At 65.0% G+C, this 22,183-nt stretch carries 21 protein-coding genes and 1 tRNA gene; 19 read left to right on the top strand and 3 right to left on the bottom strand.

Annotation, left to right across the window (positions count from 1 at the left end; all coding sequences use genetic code 11):
* Positions 1 to 46: 46 nt before the first annotated feature.
* The 3 genes from WS96_RS14585 to WS96_RS14575 all read right to left on the bottom strand — a co-directional run bounded on the left by WS96_RS14585 (position 47) and on the right by WS96_RS14575 (position 3,172).
* Positions 47 to 1,597: a SulP family inorganic anion transporter gene (locus WS96_RS14585; RefSeq protein WP_059833341.1), complete on the bottom strand. Its 1,551-nt coding sequence runs from the start codon at positions 1,595 to 1,597 to the stop codon at positions 47 to 49.
* A 41-nt stretch (positions 1,598 to 1,638) separates the two neighbouring features.
* The gene (locus WS96_RS34895; RefSeq protein WP_059825074.1) at positions 1,639 to 2,277 is read right to left on the bottom strand and encodes a carbonic anhydrase; all 639 of its coding nucleotides are present in this window, start codon (positions 2,275 to 2,277) and stop codon (positions 1,639 to 1,641) included.
* A 382-nt stretch (positions 2,278 to 2,659) separates the two neighbouring features.
* Entirely contained in the window at positions 2,660 to 3,172 is a 513-nt protein-coding gene (locus tag WS96_RS14575) for a hypothetical protein (RefSeq protein ID WP_027784990.1), read from the bottom strand.
* A 167-nt stretch (positions 3,173 to 3,339) separates the two neighbouring features.
* Here WS96_RS14575 and WS96_RS14570 point away from each other — a divergent pair, with 167 nt between their 5' ends.
* The 19 genes from WS96_RS14570 (at position 3,340) to nuoL (ending at position 22,177) form a co-directional block, all read left to right on the top strand.
* The gene (locus WS96_RS14570; RefSeq protein WP_059833340.1) at positions 3,340 to 4,599 is read left to right on the top strand and encodes a branched-chain amino acid ABC transporter substrate-binding protein; all 1,260 of its coding nucleotides are present in this window, start codon (positions 3,340 to 3,342) and stop codon (positions 4,597 to 4,599) included.
* A gap of 107 nt (positions 4,600 to 4,706) precedes the next feature.
* Entirely contained in the window at positions 4,707 to 4,976 is a 270-nt protein-coding gene (gene rpsO / locus WS96_RS14565) for a 30S ribosomal protein S15 (RefSeq protein ID WP_006398792.1), read from the top strand.
* A 290-nt stretch (positions 4,977 to 5,266) separates the two neighbouring features.
* Positions 5,267 to 7,414 (top strand): polyribonucleotide nucleotidyltransferase, encoded by a 2,148-nt coding sequence (pnp, locus tag WS96_RS14560; RefSeq protein ID WP_059833337.1) that lies wholly within the window; start codon positions 5,267 to 5,269, stop codon positions 7,412 to 7,414.
* Positions 7,415 to 7,562: 148 nt separating this feature from the next.
* On the top strand, positions 7,563 to 8,582 hold the full coding sequence (locus tag WS96_RS14555) for an NAD(P)H-quinone oxidoreductase (RefSeq protein ID WP_059499240.1): 1,020 nt from the start codon (positions 7,563 to 7,565) through the stop codon (positions 8,580 to 8,582).
* Positions 8,583 to 8,722: 140 nt separating this feature from the next.
* Positions 8,723 to 9,478, top strand: a complete 756-nt coding sequence (gene tpiA, locus WS96_RS14550; RefSeq protein WP_059833335.1) for a triose-phosphate isomerase — start codon at positions 8,723 to 8,725, stop codon at positions 9,476 to 9,478.
* 72 nt (positions 9,479 to 9,550) lie between these two features.
* Positions 9,551 to 9,928: a preprotein translocase subunit SecG gene (gene secG / locus WS96_RS14545; RefSeq protein ID WP_059833333.1), complete on the top strand. Its 378-nt coding sequence runs from the start codon at positions 9,551 to 9,553 to the stop codon at positions 9,926 to 9,928.
* Positions 9,929 to 10,037: 109 nt separating this feature from the next.
* Positions 10,038 to 10,122 (top strand) — tRNA-Leu (locus WS96_RS14540).
* 153 nt (positions 10,123 to 10,275) lie between these two features.
* The gene (locus tag WS96_RS14535) at positions 10,276 to 10,635 is read left to right on the top strand and encodes an NADH-quinone oxidoreductase subunit A (protein WP_006398798.1); all 360 of its coding nucleotides are present in this window, start codon (positions 10,276 to 10,278) and stop codon (positions 10,633 to 10,635) included.
* Between the two features lie 62 nt (positions 10,636 to 10,697).
* Complete coding sequence (locus tag WS96_RS14530) at positions 10,698 to 11,177, top strand: NuoB/complex I 20 kDa subunit family protein (RefSeq protein WP_006398799.1); 480 nt, start codon at positions 10,698 to 10,700, stop codon at positions 11,175 to 11,177.
* Between the two features lie 21 nt (positions 11,178 to 11,198).
* Positions 11,199 to 11,801 carry an NADH-quinone oxidoreductase subunit C gene (locus WS96_RS14525; RefSeq protein WP_034207966.1) on the top strand — a complete coding sequence of 201 codons (603 nt, stop codon included), beginning with the start codon at positions 11,199 to 11,201 and terminating at the stop codon, positions 11,799 to 11,801.
* A gap of 9 nt (positions 11,802 to 11,810) precedes the next feature.
* Positions 11,811 to 13,064 (top strand): NADH-quinone oxidoreductase subunit D, encoded by a 1,254-nt coding sequence (locus WS96_RS14520; protein WP_059646605.1) that lies wholly within the window; start codon positions 11,811 to 11,813, stop codon positions 13,062 to 13,064.
* A gap of 184 nt (positions 13,065 to 13,248) precedes the next feature.
* A complete protein-coding gene (gene nuoE, locus WS96_RS14515; protein ID WP_009694121.1) occupies positions 13,249 to 13,734 on the top strand; it encodes an NADH-quinone oxidoreductase subunit NuoE in 486 nt (161 codons plus the stop codon).
* Positions 13,731 to 15,041, top strand: a complete 1,311-nt coding sequence (nuoF, locus tag WS96_RS14510) for an NADH-quinone oxidoreductase subunit NuoF (protein WP_006478267.1) — start codon at positions 13,731 to 13,733, stop codon at positions 15,039 to 15,041. The genes nuoE and nuoF overlap by 4 nt, the downstream gene beginning before the upstream one ends.
* Before the next feature lie 81 nt (positions 15,042 to 15,122).
* Positions 15,123 to 17,453 (top strand): NADH-quinone oxidoreductase subunit NuoG, encoded by a 2,331-nt coding sequence (gene nuoG / locus WS96_RS14505; RefSeq protein ID WP_059833331.1) that lies wholly within the window; start codon positions 15,123 to 15,125, stop codon positions 17,451 to 17,453.
* Positions 17,454 to 18,521 carry an NADH-quinone oxidoreductase subunit NuoH gene (nuoH, locus tag WS96_RS14500; RefSeq protein ID WP_059499246.1) on the top strand — a complete coding sequence of 356 codons (1,068 nt, stop codon included), beginning with the start codon at positions 17,454 to 17,456 and terminating at the stop codon, positions 18,519 to 18,521. It abuts the gene before it with no gap.
* A gap of 15 nt (positions 18,522 to 18,536) precedes the next feature.
* Positions 18,537 to 19,025 carry an NADH-quinone oxidoreductase subunit NuoI gene (nuoI, locus tag WS96_RS14495; protein ID WP_006478270.1) on the top strand — a complete coding sequence of 163 codons (489 nt, stop codon included), beginning with the start codon at positions 18,537 to 18,539 and terminating at the stop codon, positions 19,023 to 19,025.
* 105 nt (positions 19,026 to 19,130) lie between these two features.
* Positions 19,131 to 19,781 (top strand): NADH-quinone oxidoreductase subunit J, encoded by a 651-nt coding sequence (locus WS96_RS14490; RefSeq protein WP_011545812.1) that lies wholly within the window; start codon positions 19,131 to 19,133, stop codon positions 19,779 to 19,781.
* 18 nt (positions 19,782 to 19,799) lie between these two features.
* Positions 19,800 to 20,105 (top strand): NADH-quinone oxidoreductase subunit NuoK, encoded by a 306-nt coding sequence (gene nuoK, locus WS96_RS14485; RefSeq protein ID WP_006478272.1) that lies wholly within the window; start codon positions 19,800 to 19,802, stop codon positions 20,103 to 20,105.
* 17 nt (positions 20,106 to 20,122) lie between these two features.
* Entirely contained in the window at positions 20,123 to 22,177 is a 2,055-nt protein-coding gene (nuoL, locus tag WS96_RS14480; protein WP_059833329.1) for an NADH-quinone oxidoreductase subunit L, read from the top strand.
* The last annotated feature ends 6 nt before the right edge of the window (positions 22,178 to 22,183 follow it).

The raw sequence follows: 22,183 nt of genomic DNA, 5'->3' as shown, positions 1-22,183 counted from the left end.
CGCCCCGTGCGGCCCTGCGCCGCCGGGGCGTTTTTTCATCGGCCGCTCATTCGGCGGCCGGCGCACGGAACAGCCAGCGGCGCGCAGCCGCGCGTGGCGCCGGATGGCGCCGGCGGAACTCGACCGCGATCCCGCGCCGCGGCGCATCGGCGACGAACGCATCGAGCAGTTCGAGCACGTCGTGATCGATGTAGTCGGCGCGCGTCGCGTCGATGATCACCGCCGCCCGGTCCGGAATGTGCCGCAGGTGGTGCTTGACCTGCACCTTGCCGAGAAACGACACGTCCTTGCGGAACGACAGCAGGAAGTGATCGTCGTGCTGCGCGAGCGTGACTGGGCTCTTCAGGTTGGCAACGGCGACCGCGAGCACGCTGCATGCGAGGCCCATTGCGATGCCGAACAGCAGGTCGACCGCGAGTACGCCCGCGATCGTCGCGGCGAACGGCACGAACGCGGCCGGGCCTTGCTTCATCACCGAGCGGAACAGCGCGGGTTTCGCCAGCTTCAGACCGGTATGGATCAGGATCGCGGCCAGGCTCGCGAGCGGGATCAGGTTGATCAGGCCGGTGAGCGCGAACACGCTCGCGAGCAGCAGGATCCCGTGCACGATCGCCGACATCCGGCTTTGCGCGCCGGCGTTGACGTTGGCCGAGCTGCGCACGATTACCGACGTGATCGGCAGGCCGCCGACGGCGCCCGCGACCAGATTGCCGACGCCCTGTGCCTTCAGCTCACGATCAGGTTGCGTCGGCCGGCGCTTCGGATCGATCTGTTCGACCGCTTCGAGGCACAGCAGCGTCTCGAGGCTCGCGACGACCGCCAGCGTGATCGCCACGCGCCATACGTCCGGATTGGCCAGTTGCGCGAAGTTCGGGCCGAGTTCCGCATGCTTGAGCGATGCCGCGAGGGCCGCGAACGAGTCGAACTCGGGCAACGTGACGCGATGCGCGGCGCCCGGTGCGGCCGCCGGTGCGAGCACGCCGAGCACGAGCGTCGCGCCGATGCCGAGCACGACGACCGCGAGCGGCGCGGGTACCGAGCGCACCCACGCGAAGCGCTTGAGTGCGGGCGTGTCCCACGCGATCAGCAGCGCGAGCGAGGCCAGCGCGATCGCGGTGGCGGCCCATGCGGCCGGTAGATCCGGCCACGCAGCAAACGATTGCGCGGCCGAGCCGCCGATGCCGAACGCGAACGGAATCTGCTTCACGATCAGCAGCAGGCCGATCGCGGCGAGCATGCCCTTGATGACGGGCGACGGCACATAGGCGGCGAAGCGGCCCGCGCGCAGCATGCCGAAGCCGAACTGCAGCACGCCGGACAGCAGCACCGCGAGCAGGAACGCGGAGAAGCTGCCGAGTTGCGCGATCCCTTCGACGACGATCACGACGAGGCCGGCGGCCGGCCCGCTGACGGACAGCGACGAGCCGCTCAGCAGCGCGACGACGATGCCGCCGACGATGCCCGACACGAGCCCGGCGAACGGCTCGACGCCGGAGGCGTTGGCGATACCGAGACAGAGCGGCAGCGCGACGAGGAAAACGACGATGCCGGCGACGATGTCGCGCGGCAGGGTGGACAGGCGCTCGTTCAGTTTCATGGTTGGGCGTGGTTTCGTTGGCATGGAGGGCGGGGCGCGGATCAGCCGAGCGCGGCGGCCGCGGCGGGCTCGGGCTCGGCAACGGCTGGCGACGCCGTGTAGCCGGAATCGAGCTCCTTCAGGCGCCCGTCGGCGAGCGAAAAGATCCAGCCGTGCACGAGCGGCGGCCGTTCGCGGCCGCGTACGATCGGCGACGCGCGCAGCAGCCGCACCTGTTCGAGCACGTTCAGCTCCGCGAGGCGGTCGGCGGCGGCCAGGTCGTCGAGCCCGTCGAGCGTGTCGCGATGACGCCGCGCAAGCGCGCAGAGCGGCGCGATGCGGCGCGCGACGTGCGGCAGGTCGGCGGGCGGCGGCAGCAGCGACGCGCGGACCCCGCCGCACCCGTAGTGACCGCACACGATCACGTGATCGACCTTCAGCACCCGCACCGCGTACTCGAGCACGCTGGCGGAATTGTCGTCGTCGGGGTGGAACAGGTTCGCGATGTTGCGATGGACGAACAGCTCGCCCGGTGCGCAGTGCGTGATGGTTTCGGCCGGCACGCGGCTGTCGGCGCAGCCGATCCACAGGACGCGCGGGTTCTGGCCGCGCGCGAGCGCGTCGAAGAAGCCGGGCGTGTGTTCGCGCGTCTCGCGGGCCCAGGCAATGTTGGCAACCAGCATGCTCTTGGGGCGATTCATGAGGACTCCTTTCCGATAAAGGCAAATAAATACCGAACGAAATGACGTAATGGCATTCTTTCTAAATTGAAAGGTTTGGTTTCGCTGATATTAGGGGTATGCCCTAGCAGTCCGGGTGGGTTGAAACAAATTGTTTCAAATTGATTGGGCGTAGTGCATTGCATGCACCAACGCGACGCATGAGATGCACTGCCCATGCCTGTTTGCGCGCCACGGCCCGCGTGACGGGGCGTTCAGCGGATTGCCATCGCAATGTCATTGATTCGGAAAAGTTTTCCGTCTTATTCGTTGAATCAAATAAGGCGACGGAAAAAATGAAATGGCCATTCAGCAATAATTCGTGAATGGCCATTGCGATAATTGCGCGTAAATGCGCAATCGGTCAGAACAGGTTGCGGCGATCGGGGTCGTGCAGCGGATCAGGCGTTTTCTGCGTGGTGCGCAGAATGCCCTGCGGGTCGAAATAGAAGCTGTACATCATGTACCAGACGTTGTCCTCCAGATACCGGTACGTCCAGACCTCGCGCTTCATCAACGGGAAGTAGGAGGTCTCGACCGGGCGTCCGAAATTGACGAGGACGTCGGTTTTCGTCCACTTGCCGATCTCCGCGCGATAGAACTCGCTCGGCTGCAGCACCTGGCGCACGTTGACGATCCGGTGGGCTGCATCGACGTCGGCCGCGACCGTGATCTCGCCCATCGGCTGGGTTGGCCACATCAGGCGCTTGCCGCCGCCGGGCAGGTCGTAGATCTCGCGCGGCGGCCCCATGCGCGCGACGATCGCCGATTCGTCCTGGCCGGCCTGGTATTGCTGCCACGGTTGCGCGCAACCGGCCAGCAGCGCGGCGGCGCAGGCGGCCAGCACCGGCAGGCGCGCGGGAATGCGAATGCGCATCGGATTCTCCAGAACACGGAAACAAGCCCCGTTTTATCACGGACGGCGCGTGATCGCGCATCGCGCGAAAAAAAGTCGGTGCGGATCGCGCACCGCCGCGCTTGCGGGCGGCGGGCGCGGGGGCCTATGATCCGCGCTTCTCGGGCAGATTGAAGGGCAGGTGGCCGATGCAGGGGTGGAAGCGATGCGCGCTCGCGTGGAGCGCGGGGTGGATGCTGGTGTCGTCCGCATTCGCCGGCGGCGAGCCGGTGCGGATCGCACTGATCGAAGGGATGTCGGGCCCGTTCGCGAACGCGGGCGCGGCGGTCGAGCGCAACCTGCGCTTCGGCGTCGAGCAGGTCAATGCGGCGGGCGGCGTGAAGCTGCGCGACGGCGCGCACCCGCTCGAGCTCGTGGTGCTCGACAGCAAGGGTAGCCCGGAGGAGGCGCTCGTGCAGTTGCGCGCGGCCGCCGACCGCCATATCGGCTTCGTCGCGCAGGGCAACAGCTCGGCCGTCGCGGCCGCCCTCGTCGCGGCGCTCGACAAGCTGAACGCGCGCGATCCGGACCGCCGGATGCTGTTCCTGAACTATTCGGCCGACGATCCGGCGCTGACCGGCGCGCGCTGCAGCTTCTGGCATTTCCGCTTCGACGCGCATGCCGGCATGCGGATGGCCGCGCTCGCGGACGTGATGGCGCGCGATCGCGCGCTGCGCAAGGTCTATCTGTTGAACCAGGACTACAGCTTCGGCCACGACGTCAGCGCCCTCGCGCGGCAGGCGCTGGCCGCACGGCGTCCGGACGTGACGATCGCCGGCGACGAATTTCACCCGATCGGCCGGATCAAGGATTTCTCGCCGTATATCGCAAAGATCCGCGCGAGCGGCGCGGACGCCGTCGTGACCGGCAACTGGGGCAACGACCTCACGTTGCTCGTGAAGGCGGCGCGCGAACAGGGGCTCGACGCGAAGTTCTACACGTTCTACGGCAACAGCCTCGGCGCGCCGGCGGCGCTGGGCGACGCGGGCGTAGGCCGTGTCGTGGCGGTCGCGGACTGGCACCCGAACGCGGGCGGCGCCAGATCCGACGCGTTCTACCGCGCGTTCCGGGCCCGTTTCCCGGTCGCGCAGGACGACTATCCGGTGCGGCGGATGAGCCAGATGATCGACATGCTGGCCGCCGCGATGACCCGCGCGGGGTCGGCCGACCCGGTCGCGGTCGCACGTGCGCTCGAGGGCCTGTCGTTCGACGACGGCTTCCACGCGTCGCGGATGCGCGCGCAGGATCACCAACTGATCCAACCCCTTTACGTGATGGAAATGGACAAGGCCGGTACGCCGGGCGTGCGCTTCGACAACGAAGGGTCGGGCTACGGCTTCCGGACGGTGCTCGCGGTGCCGGCGCCGCGGACGGAGATGCCGTCGACGTGCTCGATGACGCGCCCGTGACAGGAGGCGGTAAGAACGGCACCGAGTTGTGCTACAATGCGCGCCGGTTGTAAATCACGGCACGGCCATTCTTCCGTGTCCGCCTGTTCAGTTAGAAAGGAAATCACATGTCTGTTGCAGATATCAAGAAGTCGGAAGTCGTTGCTCAGTTCGCCCGCGGTACCAACGACACGGGGTCGCCCGAAGTCCAGGTCGCACTGCTGACCGCACGTATCGTCGAACTGACGGGTCACTTCAAGACCCACGCGAAGGATCACCACAGCCGCCGCGGCCTGCTGCGCATGGTGAGCCGCCGCCGCAAGCTGCTCGACTACCTCAAGGGCAAGGATGCCGACCGTTACCGCGCACTGATCGAGAAGCTGGGTCTGCGTAAGTAATCGAGGCGATTGCCGCCAGCAAGATGCCTGTGTCAGTCCGCTGATACAGGCATTTTGTTTTTGCGCGGTGCGTAGCGTCACACGCATCGCAGGCTGTCCGGCACGTTCGTGCGGGGCCGCCGCCACGACCGATACCGGGGCGGGATTTGTGTCATTCCAGCGCGTCGCTGCATGAGCGCCGCGCTGGAATGGCATAAAAAACACACCTTGCTCCGGGTGATTCGGTCGGGACGCCGCCGCGCGGGATCGCCGGCGCGGCGAACGAAATGCATGAATACAAAGGAGCAACCATGTCCATGTTCAACAAGGTCGTGAAGGAATTCCAATGGGGCCAGCACAAGGTGCGCCTCGAAACCGGTGAAGTCGCCCGCCAGGCGAGCGGTGCCGTGATCGTCGACGTCGAAGACACCGTCGTGCTGGCAACCGTCGTCGGCGCGAAGTCGGCGAAGCCGGGCCAGGATTTCTTCCCGTTGACCGTCGACTACCTCGAGAAGACCTACTCGGCCGGCAAGATCCCGGGCGGCTTCTTCCGCCGCGAAGGCCGTCCGTCGGAGCACGAGACGCTGACGTCGCGCCTGATCGATCGTCCGCTGCGCCCGCTGTTCCCGGAAGGCTTCTACAACGAAGTCCAGGTCGTGATCCACGTGCTGTCCGTGAACCCGGAAATCCCGGCGGACATCCCCGCGCTGATCGGCGCATCGGCTGCGCTCGCCGTGTCGGGCCTGCCGTTCAACGGCCCGGTCGGCGCCGCGCGCGTGGCGTACATCGACAACGCGTACGTGCTGAACCCGACGCGTGAGCAGCTCAAGGCATCGAGCCTCGACCTCGTCGTCGCGGGTACGGAGCGCGCCGTGCTGATGGTCGAGTCGGAAGCCGATCAACTGTCGGAAGACGTGATGCTGGGCGCCGTGGTGTTCGGCCACGAGCAGATGCAGGTCGCGATCGACGCGATCCACGATCTGGTCCGCGACGGCGGCAAGCCCGAGTGGGACTGGCAGCCGGCGCCGAAGAACGAGGCGCTGATCGCGCGCGTGACCGAGCTGGCGCAGAACGATCTGCTCGCCGCTTACCAGCTCCGCGACAAGCAGGCGCGTTCGGCGAAGCTGAAGGAAGTCTACGCGGCGACGTCGGCGAAGCTCGAGGAAGAGGCGCTGGCGGCCGGTACGGTCGCGGCCGACAAGGCCACGGTCGGCAACGTGCTGTTCGACATCGAAGCGAAGATCGTCCGCTCGCAGATCCTGAACGGCGAGCCGCGCATCGACGGCCGCGACACGCGCACCGTGCGCCCGATCGAGATCCGCACCGGCGTGCTGCCGCGTACCCACGGCTCGGCGCTGTTCACGCGCGGCGAGACGCAGGCGCTGGTCGTCGCGACGCTCGGCACCAAGGGTGACGAGCAGATCATCGACGCGCTCGAAGGCGAATACCGCGAGCGCTTCATGCTTCACTACAACATGCCCCCGTTCGCGACCGGCGAAACGGGCCGCGTCGGCTCGCCGAAGCGCCGCGAAATCGGCCACGGCCGCCTCGCGAAGCGCGCGCTGGTCAAGTGCCTGCCGAGCGCCGACGAATTCGGCTACTCGATCCGCGTCGTGTCGGAAATCACCGAGTCGAACGGTTCGTCGTCGATGGCGTCGGTGTGCGGCGGCTGCCTCGCGCTGATGGACGCCGGCGTGCCGATGAAGGCGCACGTCGCGGGGATCGCGATGGGCCTGATCCTCGAAGGCAACAAGTTCGCGGTGCTGACCGACATCCTCGGCGACGAAGATCACCTCGGCGACATGGACTTCAAGGTGGCCGGCACGGAGCAGGGCGTGACGGCGCTGCAGATGGACATCAAGATCCAGGGCATCACGAAGGAAATCATGCAGGTCGCGCTCGCGCAGGCGAAGGAAGGCCGCATGCACATCCTCGGCAAGATGACCTCGGCGGTGTCGGGTGCGAACACGCAACTGTCGGAATTCGCGCCGCGCATGATCACGATCAAGATCAACCCGGAAAAGATTCGCGACGTGATCGGCAAGGGCGGTTCGGTGATCCGCGCGCTGACGGAAGAAACGGGCACGACCATCGACATCTCGGACGACGGCGTCGTGACGATCGCGAGCACGAACAGCGACGGCATGGCCGAAGCGAAGAAGCGCATCGAGCAAATCACGGCTGAAATCGAAGTCGGTCAGGTGTACGAAGGCACGGTGCTCAAGCTGCTCGATTTCGGCGCGATCGTGAATCTGCTGCCGGGCAAGGACGGCCTGCTGCACATCTCGGAAATCGTCAACGAGCGCGTGAAGGACATCAACGACTACCTGAAGGAAGGTCAGCAGGTGAAGGTCAAGGTGATCCAGACGGACGAGAAGGGTCGCGTGCGTCTGTCGGCCAAGGCGCTGCTGAATGAAGCAGCGGCGGCAGCGCAGTCGGATACGCCGCCGCAGCAGTAAGCGGACAGGCGGATCAACGGCCGGCAGTGCGAAAGCGTGCCGGCCGTTTTTTCTGTAGCATCGTTGTGCGGCGCAGCAGCGCCGGCCAGGCGCCCGCGCCGTGCGCGCGGGCGTGCCATCCGATTCCGATCCTGGAGCGACTCTCACCATGAAAGCCATCGAAATCACCGAATTCGGCGCCCCCGACGTGCTGAAGCTCGCGGAGCGTCCGCGGCCCGAACCGAAGCGCGGCGAGGTGTTGATCAAGGTGGCGGCTTCCGGCGTGAACCGGCCCGACGTGTTCCAGCGCAAGGGCGCCTATGCGCCGCCGCCGGGTGCGTCGGATCTGCCGGGCCTCGAGGTCGCGGGCGAGATCGTCGGCGGCGATTTGTCCGATGCGGCGCTGAATCCGTTCGGCCTGAAGCTCGGCGATCGCGTGTGCGCGCTGCTCGCGGGCGGCGGCTATGCCGAGTACGCGGTCGCGCCGCTGCCGCAGTGCCTGCCGGTGCCCGACGGCCTCACCGACATCGAGGCCGCATCGTTGCCCGAAACGTTCTTCACCGTATGGAGCAACGTGTTCGACCGTGCGCAGCTCGGCGCGGGCGAGGGCGGCGAACAGGAGACGCTGCTCGTGCAGGGCGGTTCGAGCGGCATTGGCGTCACGGCGATCCAGATCGCGCATGCGCTCGGCTTTCGCGTGTTCGCGACGGCAGGCACCGCCGACAAGTGCCGTGCGTGCGAGGCGCTCGGCGCCGAGCGCGCGATCGACTACAAGACGGAAGACTTCGTCGAAGTCGTGAAGTCGCTGACGCACGATCGCGGCGTCGACGTGATCCTCGACATGGTGGCGGGCTCGTACGTGCCGCGCGAGCTGTCCGCGCTCGCGGACGGCGGCCGTCTCGTGCTGATCGCGCTGCTCGGCGGCGCGAAGGCCGAGGTCAACCTGAACGAGATCCTGCGGCGCCGGCTGACGGTGACGGGCTCGACGTTGCGCCCGCGCCCGGTCGAGTTCAAGGCGCGCATCGCAGCGCAGCTGAAGGCGCGCGTGTGGCCGCTGCTGGCCGACGGCCGCATCAAGCCCGTGATCTATCGTGTGCTGCCGGCCGGCGAGGCCGCGCAGGCGCATGCGCTGATGGAGAGCGGCGAGCACATCGGCAAGATCGTGCTTGATTGGGGTGCGAACGCATGACGGCCCGCGCGGCGGGCTTGACATTCGCGGTTTGACCGGTTCAAGCCGCGCGCAGTAAAATCGCGGGTTTGCTTCGCCAGATCCAACCTGACGGCCGGGTTCCGGCACGTTAATGACAAGATAGTGACGAGACAGACACGATGTCGAAACAACGAACAAAGCGAGTGATCGGCAACTGGAAGATGCACGGCCGGCTGGCCGGCAACCAGGCGCTGCTGAACGAAGTGGTGCAGGGTGCGGGCGCGGTGGCGGCTGAAACGTCGATCGGCGTGTGCGTGCCGTTCCCGTATCTCGCGCAGGTTCAGGCGCAGCTCGGCGGCGGCCGTGTCGCGTTCGGTGCACAGGACGTGTCCGCGCACGAGCAAGGCGCGTTCACCGGCGAGGTCGCGGCTGCGATGGTGGCGGAGTTCGGCGCGCAATATGCGATCGTCGGTCATTCGGAGCGCCGCGCGTATCACGGCGAGCGCAACGAGACGGTCGCTGCGAAGGCGCAGCGCGCGCTGGCAGCGGGCCTCACGCCCGTCGTGTGCGTTGGCGAAACGCTCGACGAGCGCGAAGCGGGCACGACCGAGCAGGTGGTCGGCGCGCAGCTCGACGCCGTGCTCGCGGTGCTGAGCACCGACGAAGCGGCGCGCATCGTCGTTGCCTACGAACCGGTCTGGGCGATCGGCACGGGCAAGAGCGCGAGCTCGGCGCAGGCGCAGGACGTGCACGCGTTCCTGCGTACGCGTCTCGCGGCAAAGGGTGCGGCGGACGTGTCCGTGCTGTACGGCGGCAGCGTGAAGCCGGACAACGCGGAAGAGCTGTTCGCGCAACCGGACATCGACGGCGGCCTGATCGGCGGCGCGTCGCTGAAGGCGGAAGATTTTCTGGCGATCTGCCGGGCCGCGCGTTGAGCGGTCCGCGATCGAATTGAACCATGACGGCGGCCGGTCGGTCCGGTCGCCCGATCCAATCGGGTGGATGTGATGCTGTTATTCAAGACGCTGATTATTGTGGTGCAGGTGCTGTCTGCACTCGGTGTGATTGGGCTCGTGCTGCTGCAGCACGGCAAGGGCGCCGACATGGGCGCCGCGTTCGGCAGCGGCGCGTCGGGCAGCCTGTTCGGTGCGACGGGCTCGGCGAACTTCCTGTCGCGCACGACGGGCATTCTCGCGGCGATTTTCTTCGTCGCGACGCTCGCGCTGACGTACCTCGGTTCGTACAAGTCGACGCCGTCGGCGGGCGTGCTCGGCGCGGCGGTGACCGCGCCGGCATCGGCTCCCGCGGCATCGGCGCCGGCCGTCGCGGCGTCTGCCGCCGCCGGTTCGGCCGCAAGCGCGCCGGGCCAGGACGTCCCGAAATAAAAAGTTAATTTTTTGCGGTTGTGCGTTGAACAAATCCTGAACTCGGGTTAGAATTTAATTCTTGAAGCGATTCGCGGGAACAAGCAGCACAACCCGAGTTGCATGCAGTGCCGACGTGGTGAAATTGGTAGACACGCTATCTTGAGGGGGTAGTGGCGAAAGCTGTGCGAGTTCGAGTCTCGCCGTCGGCACCAAAGTTACTCAATGCCAGCCGCTTCTAGTGGCTGGCATTTTTCATTTGTGGGGTGTGCTTGCGGTTGTCTTGCGATCGCCTGCACTCCGAAATGATTCCTTCCGCCGGAAGTGGTATTCTCCGGACGCTCAGAACCAACCGATAGAGGATTGCCTTGAACCTCGCAGCCTATTACCCCGTCTTGTTGTTCCTCCTCGTGGGCACTGGTTTAGGTATAGCGCTGGTCAGCATCGGCAAGCTCCTTGGTCCCAACAAGCCGGACGTCGAGAAGAACGCACCGTACGAGTGCGGCTTCGAAGCCTTTGAAGACGCCCGGATGAAATTCGACGTACGGTATTACCTCGTCGCCATCCTGTTCATCATCTTCGATCTCGAAACCGCATTCCTGTTTCCGTGGGGCGTCGCGCTCCGGGACATCGGCTGGCCGGGTTTCATCGCAATGATGATTTTTCTGCTCGAATTCCTGCTGGGCTTTGCCTATATCTGGAAGAAAGGCGGCCTCGACTGGGAGTGATGGGTTAATCGCCGGTTTGCATGGGCGGCCACGCTCGGTCGCTCGTCTGGAGTGGAAAGCAAATGAGTATCGAAGGGGTCTTGAAGGAAGGGTTTGTCACCACGACGGCTGACAAGCTGATCAACTGGACGCGTACCGGCTCGCTGTGGCCGATGACGTTCGGGCTCGCGTGTTGCGCCGTCGAGATGATGCATGCGGGCGCGGCCCGTTACGATCTGGACCGGTTCGGCGTCGTGTTCCGTCCGAGTCCGCGTCAGTCGGACGTGATGATCGTCGCCGGCACGCTGTGCAACAAGATGGCGCCCGCGCTGCGCCGCGTGTACGACCAGATGGCCGAGCCGCGCTGGGTGATCTCGATGGGGTCGTGTGCGAACGGCGGTGGTTACTACCACTACTCGTACTCGGTGGTCCGCGGCTGCGACCGGATCGTGCCGGTCGACGTCTACGTGCCGGGCTGTCCGCCCACGGCCGAGGCGCTGGTCTACGGCGTGATCCAGCTTCAGGCGAAGATCCGCCGCACCAATACCATCGCCCGTCAATAAAGCCCCGAGCGTCCCCTCAATATGGCAAGCAAAATCGAGACCCTCAAGGCCAACCTCGAAGCCGCGCTCGGCGCGCGCGTGGTGAGCCTCACCGAAGCGATCGGTGAACTGACGCTCGTCGTGAAGGCGAGCGATTACCTCGAAGTCGCAAAGACGCTGCGCGACGATCCGAAGCTCCGTTTCGAGCAACTGATCGACCTCTGCGGTGTCGACTACCAGACCTTCGGCGACGGCGCCTACGACGGCCCGCGCTTCGCGGCCGTGTCGCACCTGCTGTCGGTCACGAACAACTGGCGCCTGCGCCTGCGCGTATTCGCGCCGGACGACGATCTGCCGATCGTGGCGTCGCTGGTCGACATCTGGACCTCGGCGAACTGGTACGAGCGAGAAGCGTTCGACCTGTATGGCATCGTGTTCGAAGGTCACCCCGACCTGCGCCGCATCCTCACCGACTACGGCTTCATCGGTCACCCGTTCCGCAAGGACTTCCCGGTGTCGGGCTACGTCGAAATGCGTTACGACCCGGAAGAGAAGCGGGTCGTGTACCAGCCGGTGACGATCGAGCCGCGCGAAATCACGCCGCGCGTGATCCGCGAGGATCGCTATGGCGGTCTGAAACATTAAGGGGGCGTCATGGCAGAAATCAAGAACTACACGCTCAACTTCGGCCCGCAGCACCCGGCAGCGCACGGCGTGCTGCGCCTCGTGCTCGAGCTCGACGGCGAAGTCATCCAGCGTGCCGATCCGCACATCGGCCTGCTGCACCGCGCGACGGAAAAGCTCGCGGAATCCAAGACCTTCATCCAGTCCGTGCCATACATGGACCGTCTCGACTATGTGTCGATGATGGTCAACGAGCATGGTTACGTGCTCGCGATCGAAAAGCTGCTCGGCATCGACGTGCCGGAGCGCGCGCAGTACATCCGCGTGCTGTTCGACGAAATCACGCGCGTGCTGAACCACCTGATGTGGATCGGCGCGCACGCGCTCGACGTCGGCGCGATGGCCGTGTTCCTGTACGCGTTCCGCGAACGCGAGGACCTGATGGACGTGTACGAAGCGGTGTCCGGCGCCCGGATGCACGCGGCCTACTACCGTCCGGGCGGCGTCTATCGCGATCTGCCTGACGCAATGCCGCAATACAAGGCGTCGAAGATTCGCAACGAGAAGGCGCTCGCGAAGATGAACGAAGCGCGCAGCGGCTCGGTGCTCGACTTCATCGACGATTTCTTCACGCGCTTCCCGAAGTGCGTCGACGAATACGAAACGCTGCTGACCGACAACCGGATCTGGAAACAGCGTCTGGTCGGGATCGGCGTGGTCAGCCCCGAACGTGCGCTGCAGATGGGCCTGACGGGCCCGATGCTGCGCGGCTCGGGCATCGCGTGGGACCTGCGCAAGAAGCAGCCCTACGAAGTGTACGATCGGATGGATTTCGACGTGCCGGTCGGCGTGAACGGCGATTGCTACGACCGCTATCTGGTGCGCGTCGAAGAAATGCGCCAGTCGGTCCGCATCGCGAAACAGTGTATTGATTGGCTCCGCAAGAATCCGGGCCCGGTGATGACGGACAATCACAAGGTTGCCCCGCCGTCGCGCGTCGGCATGAAGACCAACATGGAAGACTTGATTCACCACTTCAAGCTCTTCACCGAAGGTTTCCATGTGCCGGAAGGTGAAGCGTACGCGGCGGTCGAGCATCCGAAGGGCGAGTTCGGCATCTACCTCGTGTCCGACGGCGCCAACAAGCCGTATCGCCTCAAGATTCGCGCGCCGGGTTTCGCGCACCTGGCGTCGCTAGACGAAATGGCGCGCGGTCACATGATCGCCGACGCCGTCACGATCATCGGTACGCAGGACATCGTGTTCGGCGAAATCGATCGCTAATGGTTGCGCCGCCCGCAAGCGCGGGCGGCGAGCAGTCAGTCGCACGCGAAGTCACATGCGGTACGCGCCGAACCGGCGCGGCTTCGCAAGCTGTCAACAGAGTGAGCGCCAGGTCTGCCGTCCATGCACCCCAATGTGCGGCAGGTTGTTCGTTCGGTAGGAATTGAAAGAGTCGTGTCTGAAAATGATCTCAGCTGAAGGCCTGAAGGAAATCGATCGCGCGTTGACGAAGTATCCCGCCGATCAGAAACAGTCCGCCGTGATGTCGGCGTTGGCCGTTGCTCAGGAAGAGCATGGCTGGCTGTCGCCCGAACTGATGCAGTTCGTCGCGGACTATCTCGGCATGCCGGCCGTCGCCGTGCAGGAAGTCGCGACGTTCTACACGATGTACGAGCTCAAGCCGGTCGGCAAGCACAAGATCACGCTCTGCACGAACCTGCCGTGCCAGCTCGGCCCGCACGGCGGCGCGGAAGCGACTGCCGACTACCTGAAACAGAAGCTGGGCATCGACTTCGGCGAGACCACGCCCGACGGCAAGTTCACGCTGAAGGAAGGCGAATGCATGGGCTCGTGCGGCGATGCGCCGGTGCTGCTGGTGAACAATCACAGAATGTGCAGCTTCATGAGCCGCGAGAAGATCGACCAGCTGCTTGAGGAGCTCTCGAAATGACGTCCCTCCACGACCGTCACATCAAACCGCTGATCCTCGCTGGTCTGAACGGCGAGAACTGGCATCTCGAAGATTACGTTGCGCGCGGCGGCTACAAGCAGCTGCGCCGCATTCTCGAAGAAAAGATCCCGCCGGAGCAGGTGATCGCCGACGTGAAGGCGTCGGGCCTGCGCGGCCGCGGCGGTGCGGGCTTCCCGACCGGCCTGAAGTGGAGCTTCATGCCGCGCCAGTTCCCGGGGCAGAAGTACCTCGTCTGCAACTCGGACGAAGGCGAGCCGGGCACGTTCAAGGATCGCGACATCCTGCGCTGGAACCCGCACGCGCTGATCGAAGGCATGGCCATCGGCGCGTACGCGATGGGCATCACCGTCGGCTACAACTATATCCACGGCGAAATCTTCGAAGTGTATCGACGCTTCGAAGCCGCGCTCGACGAAGCGCGCGCGGCCGGGTTCCTCGGCGACAACATCATGGGCTCGGAATTCTCGTTCCAGCTGCACGCGCACCACGGTTACGGCGCGTACATCTGCGGCGAGGAAACGGCGCTGCTCGAGTCGCTCGAAGGCAAGAAGGGTCAGCCGCGCTTCAAGCCGCCGTTCCCGGCGAGCTTCGGCGTGTACGGCAAGCCCACCACGATCAACAACACCGAGACGTTCGCGGCGGTCCCGTTCCTGCTGTCCATCGGGCCGCAGAATTACCTCGAGATCGGCAAGCCGAACAACGGCGGCACGAAGATTTTCTCGGTGTCGGGCGACGTCGAACGTCCGGGCAACTACGAAGTGCCGCTCGGCACGCCGTTCGCGACGCTGATGGAGCTCGCCGGCGGGATGCGCGGCGGCAAGAAGATCAAGGCCGTGATTCCGGGCGGGTCGTCGGCGCCGGTGATCCCGGGCGACATCATGATGCAGACGGATCTCGACTACGATTCGATCGCGAAGGCGGGCTCGATGCTCGGGTCCGGCGCGGTGATCGTGATGGACGAGACGCGCTGCATGGTGCGCTCGCTGCTGCGCCTGTCGTACTTCTACTACGAGGAATCGTGCGGCCAGTGCACGCCGTGCCGTGAAGGCACCGGCTGGCTGTATCGCGTCGTGAACCGTATCGAGCACGGCGAAGGCCGCCAGGAAGATCTGGACCTGCTGAATTCGGTGGCCGAGAACATCATGGGCCGCACGATCTGTGCGCTCGGCGATGCGGCGGCGATGCCGGTACGCGGGATGCTCAAGCACTACTGGGACGAATTCGCGTACCACGTCGAGCACAAGCACTGCATGGTCGGCGGCCACGCGCACGCGGCGGCAGCCTGAAGCGCACCGGTTGCGGAATTTGAGCGCACGGTCGGGCGAAGGCGCGAACGGGCGGAAATAGGTTAAGGACCATTCACCATCATGGTTGAACTTGAAATAGACGGCAAGAAGGTCGAGGTGCCCGAAGGCAGCATGGTGATCCAGGCTGCGCACAAGGCGGATACGTACATTCCTCACTTCTGCTATCACAAGAAACTGTCGGTCGCGGCCAACTGCCGGATGTGTCTCGTCGAAGTCGAGAAGATGCCGAAGGCCGTGCCTGCCTGCGCGACCCCCGTGTCGGCCGGCATGATCGTCCGCACGCAGTCCGACAAGGCTGTGAAGGCGCAGCAGTCGGTGATGGAATTCCTCCTCATCAATCACCCGCTCGATTGCCCGATCTGCGATCAGGGCGGCGAATGTCAGCTGCAGGATCTGGCGGTCGGCTACGGCAAGTCGTCGTCGCGCTACTCGGAAGAAAAGCGCGTGGTGTTCCACAAGAATGTGGGCCCGCTGATCTCGATGGAAGAAATGTCGCGCTGCATCCACTGCACGCGCTGCGTCCGCTTCGGCCAGGAAATCGCCGGCGTGATGGAGTTCGGCATGCTGGGCCGCGGCGAGCATTCGGAAATCACGACGTTCGTCGGCAAGACGGTCGACTCCGAAATGTCGGGCAACATGATCGATCTGTGCCCGGTCGGCGCGCTGACCAGCAAGCCGTTCCGCTACAGCGCCCGTACGTGGGAACTGTCGCGCCGCAAGTCGGTGAGCCCGCACGATTCCGTCGGCGCGAACCTCGTCGTGCAGGTGAAGAACAACCGCGTGATGCGCGTGCTGCCGTTCGAGAACGAAGCCATCAACGAATGCTGGATCTCGGACAAGGACCGCTTCTCGTATGAAGGCCTCAACAGCGAAGAGCGTCTGACGAAGCCGATGCTGAAGCAGGGCGGCCAGTGGATCGAAACCGACTGGCAGACCGCGCTCGAATACGTCGCGAAGGGCCTGAAGGGCATCGCCGCGGATCACGGCGCGAACGCGCTGGCGATGCTCGCGAGCGCGCACAGCACCGCGGAAGAGCTGTTCCTCGTGAAGCAGCTCGCCACCGAACTGAAGACGCCGAACGTCGACTTCCGTCTGCGTCAGCAGGATTTTTCGGCGCCGGTCCAGGGCGCACCGTGGCTCGGCATGCCGATCGCCGATCTGTCGAACGTGGACGCCGCGTTCGTCGTCGGTTCGTTCCTGCGCCGCGACCACCCGCTGTTCGCATCGCGCCTGCGTCAGGCCGCGAAGAACGGCGCGAAGCTGCACTTCCTGCACGCGACCGGTGACGATTCGCTGATCCCGACCGCGCAGCGCATCGTCGCCGCGCCGTCCGCCTGGCTCGACGAGCTGGCCGGCATCGCCGCGGCCGTCGCGCAACTGCGCGGCGTCGCGCTGCCCGACGCGCTCGCAGGCGTTACCGCATCGCCGGCCGCGCAAGCTGTCGCGCAGTCGCTCGCGAACGGCGAGCGCCGCGCGGTGCTGCTCGGCAACGTCGCGGTCCGTCATCCGCAATTCGCGCAGCTGCACGCCGTCGCGCAGTGGATCGCCGACAACACCGGCGCCACGTTCGGCTTCCTGACGGAAGCGGCGAACACGGTCGGCGCGCACGTCGTCGGCGCACTGCCGGGCGAAGGCGGCCTGAACGCACGCGAAGCGTTCGCGCAGCCGCGCAAGGGCTACGTGCTGCTGAACGTCGAGCCGGAATTCGACACCGCTGATCCGGCACAGGCGCTGGCCGCGCTGAACCAGGCGGAGATGGTCGTCGTGATGTCGCCGTTCAAGCACGGCCTCGACTACGCCGACGTGCTGCTGCCGATCGCGCCGTTCACTGAAACGGCCGGTACGTTCGTCAACGCCGAAGGCACCGTGCAGGGTTTCAACGGCGTCGTGCGCCCGCTCGGCGACACGCGTCCGGGCTGGAAGGTGCTGCGCGTGCTCGGCAGCCTGCTCGGCCTGCCGAACTTCGAATACGAGACCGCGGAAGAAGTGCGTGTCGCCGCGCTCGGCGACGCCGGCGTCGCGGGTCGCCTGTCGAACCGGACGTCGGTCGCGCCGGCTCGCGCCGCGGCGAATGCCGCGAACGGCGGTTTCGAGCGCCTGGCCGACGTGCCGATCTATCACGCCGACGCGCTCGTGCGCCGCGCAGGTGCGTTGCACCTGACGGCCGCCGCGAAGGCGGCGAATGCCGCAGCCCTGCCGGCCGCGCTGTTCGACAAGCTGGGCTTGAAGGAAGGCGACGCCGTGCGCGTGCGCCAGGGCGAGCGTGCGGTGCAGTTGCCGGCCGTGCGCGACGCGAATCTTGCGGAGACGGTCGTTCGCGTGTCGGCGGCGACGCCTGCCGGCGCAGCGCTCGGCAGCCTGTCCGGTGAACTGGTGGTGGAGAAGGCGTAAATGAGCTTGTTCGATACGATCAACGCGGGCGGGGCCGAGCTTCTCGGCTTCGCGTGGCCGACGGTGTGGGCAGTCGTGCGCATCCTCGTCGTCTCCGTCGTCATCCTGCTGTGCGTCGCGTACCTGATTCTGTGGGAGCGCAAGCTGATCGGCTGGATGCACGTGCGTCTCGGCCCGAACCGCGTCGGCCCCGGCGGCCTGCTGCAGCCGATCGCCGACGTGCTGAAGCTGCTGCTGAAGGAAGTCATTCAGCCGAGCGCCGCCAGCCGCTGGCTGTACCTGATCGCGCCGGTGATGACCGTCGTGCCGGCCTTCGCCGTGTGGGCCGTGATTCCGTTCCAGGCCGAAGCCGTGCTCGCGAACGTGAACGCGGGCCTGCTGTACGCGATGGCGATCTCGTCGATCGGCGTGTACGCGGTGATTCTCGCCGGCTGGGCGTCGAACTCGAAGTACGCGTTCCTCGGCGCGATGCGCGCCGCGGCACAGATGGTGTCGTACGAAATCTCGATGGGCTTCGCGCTGGTGCTCGTGCTGATGACCGCCGGCAGCCTGAACCTGTCGGAAATCGTCGGTTCGCAACAGCACGGCTTCTTCGCCGGCCACGGCGTGAACTTCCTGTCGTGGAACTGGCTACCGCTCTTGCCGGCGTTCGTCGTCTACTTCATCTCGGGCATCGCCGAAACGAACCGTCACCCGTTCGACGTGGTGGAAGGGGAGTCGGAGATCGTCGCGGGTCACATGATCGATTACTCGGGCATGGCGTTCGCGCTGTTCTTCCTCGCCGAGTACATCAACATGATCGTGATCTCGGCGCTGGCGGCGACGCTGTTCCTCGGCGGCTGGGACGCACCGTTCGAATTCCTGTCGTTCATTCCGGGCATCTTCTGGCTGGTGCTGAAGGTCTTCGCGCTGCTGTCGGTGTTCATCTGGGTGCGCGCGACGTTCCCGCGCTTCCGTTACGACCAGATCATGCGTCTGGGCTGGAAGGTGTTCCTGCCCGTCACGGTGGTCTGGGTGGTCGTGGTCGGCTTCTGGATGATGTCGCCGCTGAACATCTGGGTGAAGTAAAGATCGGACGAAATCATGACGGCTATCCAACACTTCTTTAAGACTTTCTTCCTGACCGAGCTGCTGAAGGGGCTCGCGCTGACCGGTCGTTACACGTTCAAGCGCAAGTTCACCGTGCAGTTCCCGGAAGAGAAGACCCCGATTTCGCCGCGTTTTCGCGGGCTGCATGCACTGCGCCGCTACGAGAACGGCGAAGAGCGCTGCATCGCGTGCAAGCTGTGCGAGGCCGTGTGCCCCGCGCTCGCGATCACGATCGAGTCTGAAACGCGCGCGGACAACACGCGCCGCACGACGCGCTACGACATCGACCTGACGAAGTGCATCTTCTGCGGTTTCTGCGAAGAGAGCTGCCCGGTCGATTCGATCGTCGAGACGCAGATTCTCGAGTACCACGGCGAAAAGCGCGGCGACCTGTATTTCACGAAGGAAATGCTGCTCGCGGTGGGCGATCGCTACGAGAAGGACATCGCCGCGGCGAAGGCTGCCGACGCGCCGTATCGTTGATTGTGTTTGCAGTGCCGGCCCGGCATCGACGGGCCGAGCCGCCGCGACGGGTGCGGGCGTCCCGCAAGCCGCGCCTGACTATGGCCTAACGATGAACCGGTAATCATGGAATTCACGACCGTACTGTTCTACATCTTCGCGCTGCTCCTGGTGGTATCAGGGCTGAAGGTGATCACTTCGCGCAACCCGGTGGCGTCTGCGCTTTTCCTTGTGCTGGCGTTCTTCAACGCCGCCGCGATCTGGATGCTGCTGGAGGCGGAATTCCTCGCGATCCTGCTGGTTCTCGTCTACGTGGGCGCGGTGATGGTGCTGTTCCTGTTCGTCGTGATGATGCTGGACATCAACATCGACTACCTGCGCCGCGACTTCAAGCGCTTCGTGCCGATGGCAACCGTGGTCGGCGCGATCATCGTGATCGAAACCGCGCTGATCCTGTGGCGCGGTTACGGCGACACGCACACCGTGCATGCGATGGCGACGGGCGAGATGGCCAACTGGTCGAATACGCGCCTGATCGGCAAGGTGATCTACACCGACTACATCTTCGCGTTCGAAATCGCCGGCCTCGTGCTGCTGGTCGCGATCATCGCCGCGATCGGGCTGACCGAGCGCAAGGGCAAGGACAGCAAGCGCCAGCGCGTGTCGGATCAGGTCAAGGTGCGCCGCAACGACCGCGTGCGTCTCGTGAAGATGGAAGCGGACAAGCCGCAGCCGGAAACGGCGCAAAGCGAAGCCGGTTCGGGCACCAACGGCTAAGCGGAGGAAAAGAAAACCATGCTGACCCTTGCTCACTACCTCGTGCTCGGCGCGATCCTGTTCGCGATCGCGATCGTCGGGATCTTCCTGAACCGCCGCAACGTCATCATCATCCTGATGTCGATCGAACTGATGCTGCTGGCGGTGAACACCAACTTCGTCGCGTTCTCGCATTACCTCGGCGACGTGCACGGCCAGATCTTCGTGTTCTTCGTGCTGACCGTCGCCGCAGCGGAAGCCGCGATCGGTCTCGCGATTCTGGTGACCCTGTTCCGTAAGCTCGACACGATCAATGTCGAGGATCTCGATCAGCTCAAAGGTTAATTTCAGGCAACGCTGTTATGTCAACGACACTCAATGAAAACCTGCTGCTGGCGATTCCGCTCGCTCCGCTGGCCGGCTCGCTGATTGCGGGGCTGTTCGGGAACGCAGTCGGGCGCAAGGGCGCACACCGGATCACGATCCTCGGCGTATTGATCGCGTTCCTCCTGTCGGCGAAAGTCTTCTTCGACGTGATGGGCGGCGCAAGCTTCAACGCGACCGTCTACGAATGGATGAACGTCGGCTCGCTGAAGCTCGAAGTCGGCTTCCTCGTCGATTCGCTGACCGCGATGATGATGGTCGTCGTGACCTTCGTCTCGCTGATGGTGCACGTGTACACGATCGGCTACATGGCGGAAGAAGACGGCTACCAGCGCTTCTTCTCGTACATCTCGCTGTTCACGTTCTCGATGCTGATGCTCGTGATGAGCAACAACTTCCTGCAGCTGTTCTTCGGCTGGGAAGCGGTGGGTCTGGTGTCGTACCTGCTGATCGGCTTCTACTTCACGCGTGAGAGCGCGATCTACGCGAACATGAAGGCGTTCCTCGTGAACCGCGTGGGCGACTTCGGCTTCCTGCTCGGCATCGGCCTGCTGCTCGCGTTCGCCGGCTCGATGAACTACGGCGAAGTGTTCGCGAAGCGCGCGGAGCTCGCGAGCCTGCACTTCCCGGGCACCGACTGGGGCCTGCTGACCGTTGCCTGTATCTGCCTGTTCATCGGCGCGATGGGCAAGTCGGCGCAATTCCCGCTGCACGTGTGGCTGCCGGACTCGATGGAAGGCCCGACCCCGATCTCGGCGCTGATTCACGCGGCGACGATGGTGACGGCCGGCATCTTCATGGTGTCGCGTATGTCGCCGCTGTTCGAACTGTCGGATACCGCGCTGTCGTTCATCACGGTGATCGGCGCGATCACGGCGCTCTTCATGGGCTTCCTCGGCATCGTCCAGAACGACATCAAGCGCGTGGTCGCGTACTCGACGCTGTCGCAGCTCGGCTACATGACCGTCGCGCTCGGCGTGTCCGCTTACCCCGTCGCCGTGTTCCACCTGATGACGCACGCGTTCTTCAAGGCGCTGCTGTTCCTCGGCGCCGGCTCGGTCATCATGGGCATGCACCACGACCAGGACATGCGCAACATGGGCGGCCTGCGCAAGTACATGCCGATCACGTGGATCACGTCGCTCGTCGGTTCGCTCGCGCTGATCGGTACGCCGTTCTTCTCGGGCTTCTACTCGAAGGACTCGATCATCGACGCGGTGAAGCTGTCGCACCTGCCGGGTTCGGGCTTCGCGTACTTCGCGGTCGTCGCGAGCGTGTTCGTCACGGCGCTGTACTCGTTCCGCATGTACTTCCTGGTGTTCCACGGCGAAGAGCGCTTCCGCAATCCGAAGCATCCGGAATCGCCGATGGGCATGGCGGCCGCACACGGCCACGACGATCACGGCCATGGCCACGGCCATGACGACCACGCGCACGAGCCGCACGAGACCCCGTGGGTCGTGTGGGTGCCGCTGGTCCTGCTGGCGATCCCGTCGGTGATCATCGGCGCGATCGCGATCAGCCCGATGCTGTTCGGCGACTTCTTCCAGCACGGCGTCGCATTCGACAAGGTGATCTTCATCGGCGAAAACCATCCGGCGCTGGCCGAGATGGCCGAAGAGTTCCACGGCTGGGTCGGCATGGGCCTGCACTCGGTGTCGGGCCTGCCGGTGTGGCTGGCGCTCGCCGGTGTCGTCGTCGCGTGGTTCCTGTATCTGAAGCGTCCGGAGCTGCCGGCGTCGATCCGCCGCGCGTTCGGCCCGATCTACACGCTGCTGGACAACAAGTACTACATGGACAAGATCAACGAAGTGGTGTTCGCCCGCGGTTCGGTGGCGATCGGCCGCGGCCTGTGGAAGGAGGGCGACGTCGTGGTGATCGACGGCCTCGTCAACGGCAGCGCCCGGTTCATCGGCTGGTTCGCCGGCGTGATCCGCTTCCTCCAATCCGGTTACATCTATCACTACGCGTTCGCCATGATCATCGGCATGCTGGGGCTCCTGACCCTGTTTGTAACGCTCGGCGGCAAATAAGGCGGG

The sequence above is a fragment of the Burkholderia sp. MSMB1835 genome (genome assembly GCF_001526365.1).
In the GTDB taxonomy this organism is placed as follows: Bacteria; Pseudomonadota; Gammaproteobacteria; order Burkholderiales; family Burkholderiaceae; genus Burkholderia.
The sequence above is the reverse complement of the archived record's forward strand: the minus strand, read 5'-3'. Positions and strand labels throughout refer to the sequence as shown.

Excerpts from the sequence above, each read along its gene's own strand:
- WS96_RS14585 (WP_059833341.1), bottom strand. The coding sequence starts at position 1,597 with ATGAAACTGAACGAGCGCCTGTCCACCCTGCCGCGCGACATCGTCGCC.
- WS96_RS34895 (WP_059825074.1), bottom strand. The coding sequence starts at position 2,277 with ATGAATCGCCCCAAGAGCATGCTGGTTGCCAACATTGCCTGGGCCCGC.
- WS96_RS14575 (WP_027784990.1), bottom strand. The coding sequence starts at position 3,172 with ATGCGCATTCGCATTCCCGCGCGCCTGCCGGTGCTGGCCGCCTGCGCC.
- WS96_RS14570 (WP_059833340.1), top strand. The coding sequence starts at position 3,340 with ATGCAGGGGTGGAAGCGATGCGCGCTCGCGTGGAGCGCGGGGTGGATG.
- rpsO (WP_006398792.1), top strand. The coding sequence starts at position 4,707 with ATGTCTGTTGCAGATATCAAGAAGTCGGAAGTCGTTGCTCAGTTCGCC.
- pnp (WP_059833337.1), top strand. The coding sequence starts at position 5,267 with ATGTCCATGTTCAACAAGGTCGTGAAGGAATTCCAATGGGGCCAGCAC.
- WS96_RS14555 (WP_059499240.1), top strand. The coding sequence starts at position 7,563 with ATGAAAGCCATCGAAATCACCGAATTCGGCGCCCCCGACGTGCTGAAG.
- tpiA (WP_059833335.1), top strand. The coding sequence starts at position 8,723 with ATGTCGAAACAACGAACAAAGCGAGTGATCGGCAACTGGAAGATGCAC.
- secG (WP_059833333.1), top strand. The coding sequence starts at position 9,551 with ATGCTGTTATTCAAGACGCTGATTATTGTGGTGCAGGTGCTGTCTGCA.
- WS96_RS14530 (WP_006398799.1), top strand. The coding sequence starts at position 10,698 with ATGAGTATCGAAGGGGTCTTGAAGGAAGGGTTTGTCACCACGACGGCT.
- WS96_RS14525 (WP_034207966.1), top strand. The coding sequence starts at position 11,199 with ATGGCAAGCAAAATCGAGACCCTCAAGGCCAACCTCGAAGCCGCGCTC.
- WS96_RS14520 (WP_059646605.1), top strand. The coding sequence starts at position 11,811 with ATGGCAGAAATCAAGAACTACACGCTCAACTTCGGCCCGCAGCACCCG.
- nuoE (WP_009694121.1), top strand. The coding sequence starts at position 13,249 with ATGATCTCAGCTGAAGGCCTGAAGGAAATCGATCGCGCGTTGACGAAG.
- nuoF (WP_006478267.1), top strand. The coding sequence starts at position 13,731 with ATGACGTCCCTCCACGACCGTCACATCAAACCGCTGATCCTCGCTGGT.
- nuoG (WP_059833331.1), top strand. The coding sequence starts at position 15,123 with ATGGTTGAACTTGAAATAGACGGCAAGAAGGTCGAGGTGCCCGAAGGC.
- nuoH (WP_059499246.1), top strand. The coding sequence starts at position 17,454 with ATGAGCTTGTTCGATACGATCAACGCGGGCGGGGCCGAGCTTCTCGGC.
- nuoI (WP_006478270.1), top strand. The coding sequence starts at position 18,537 with ATGACGGCTATCCAACACTTCTTTAAGACTTTCTTCCTGACCGAGCTG.
- WS96_RS14490 (WP_011545812.1), top strand. The coding sequence starts at position 19,131 with ATGGAATTCACGACCGTACTGTTCTACATCTTCGCGCTGCTCCTGGTG.
- nuoK (WP_006478272.1), top strand. The coding sequence starts at position 19,800 with ATGCTGACCCTTGCTCACTACCTCGTGCTCGGCGCGATCCTGTTCGCG.
- nuoL (WP_059833329.1), top strand. The coding sequence starts at position 20,123 with ATGTCAACGACACTCAATGAAAACCTGCTGCTGGCGATTCCGCTCGCT.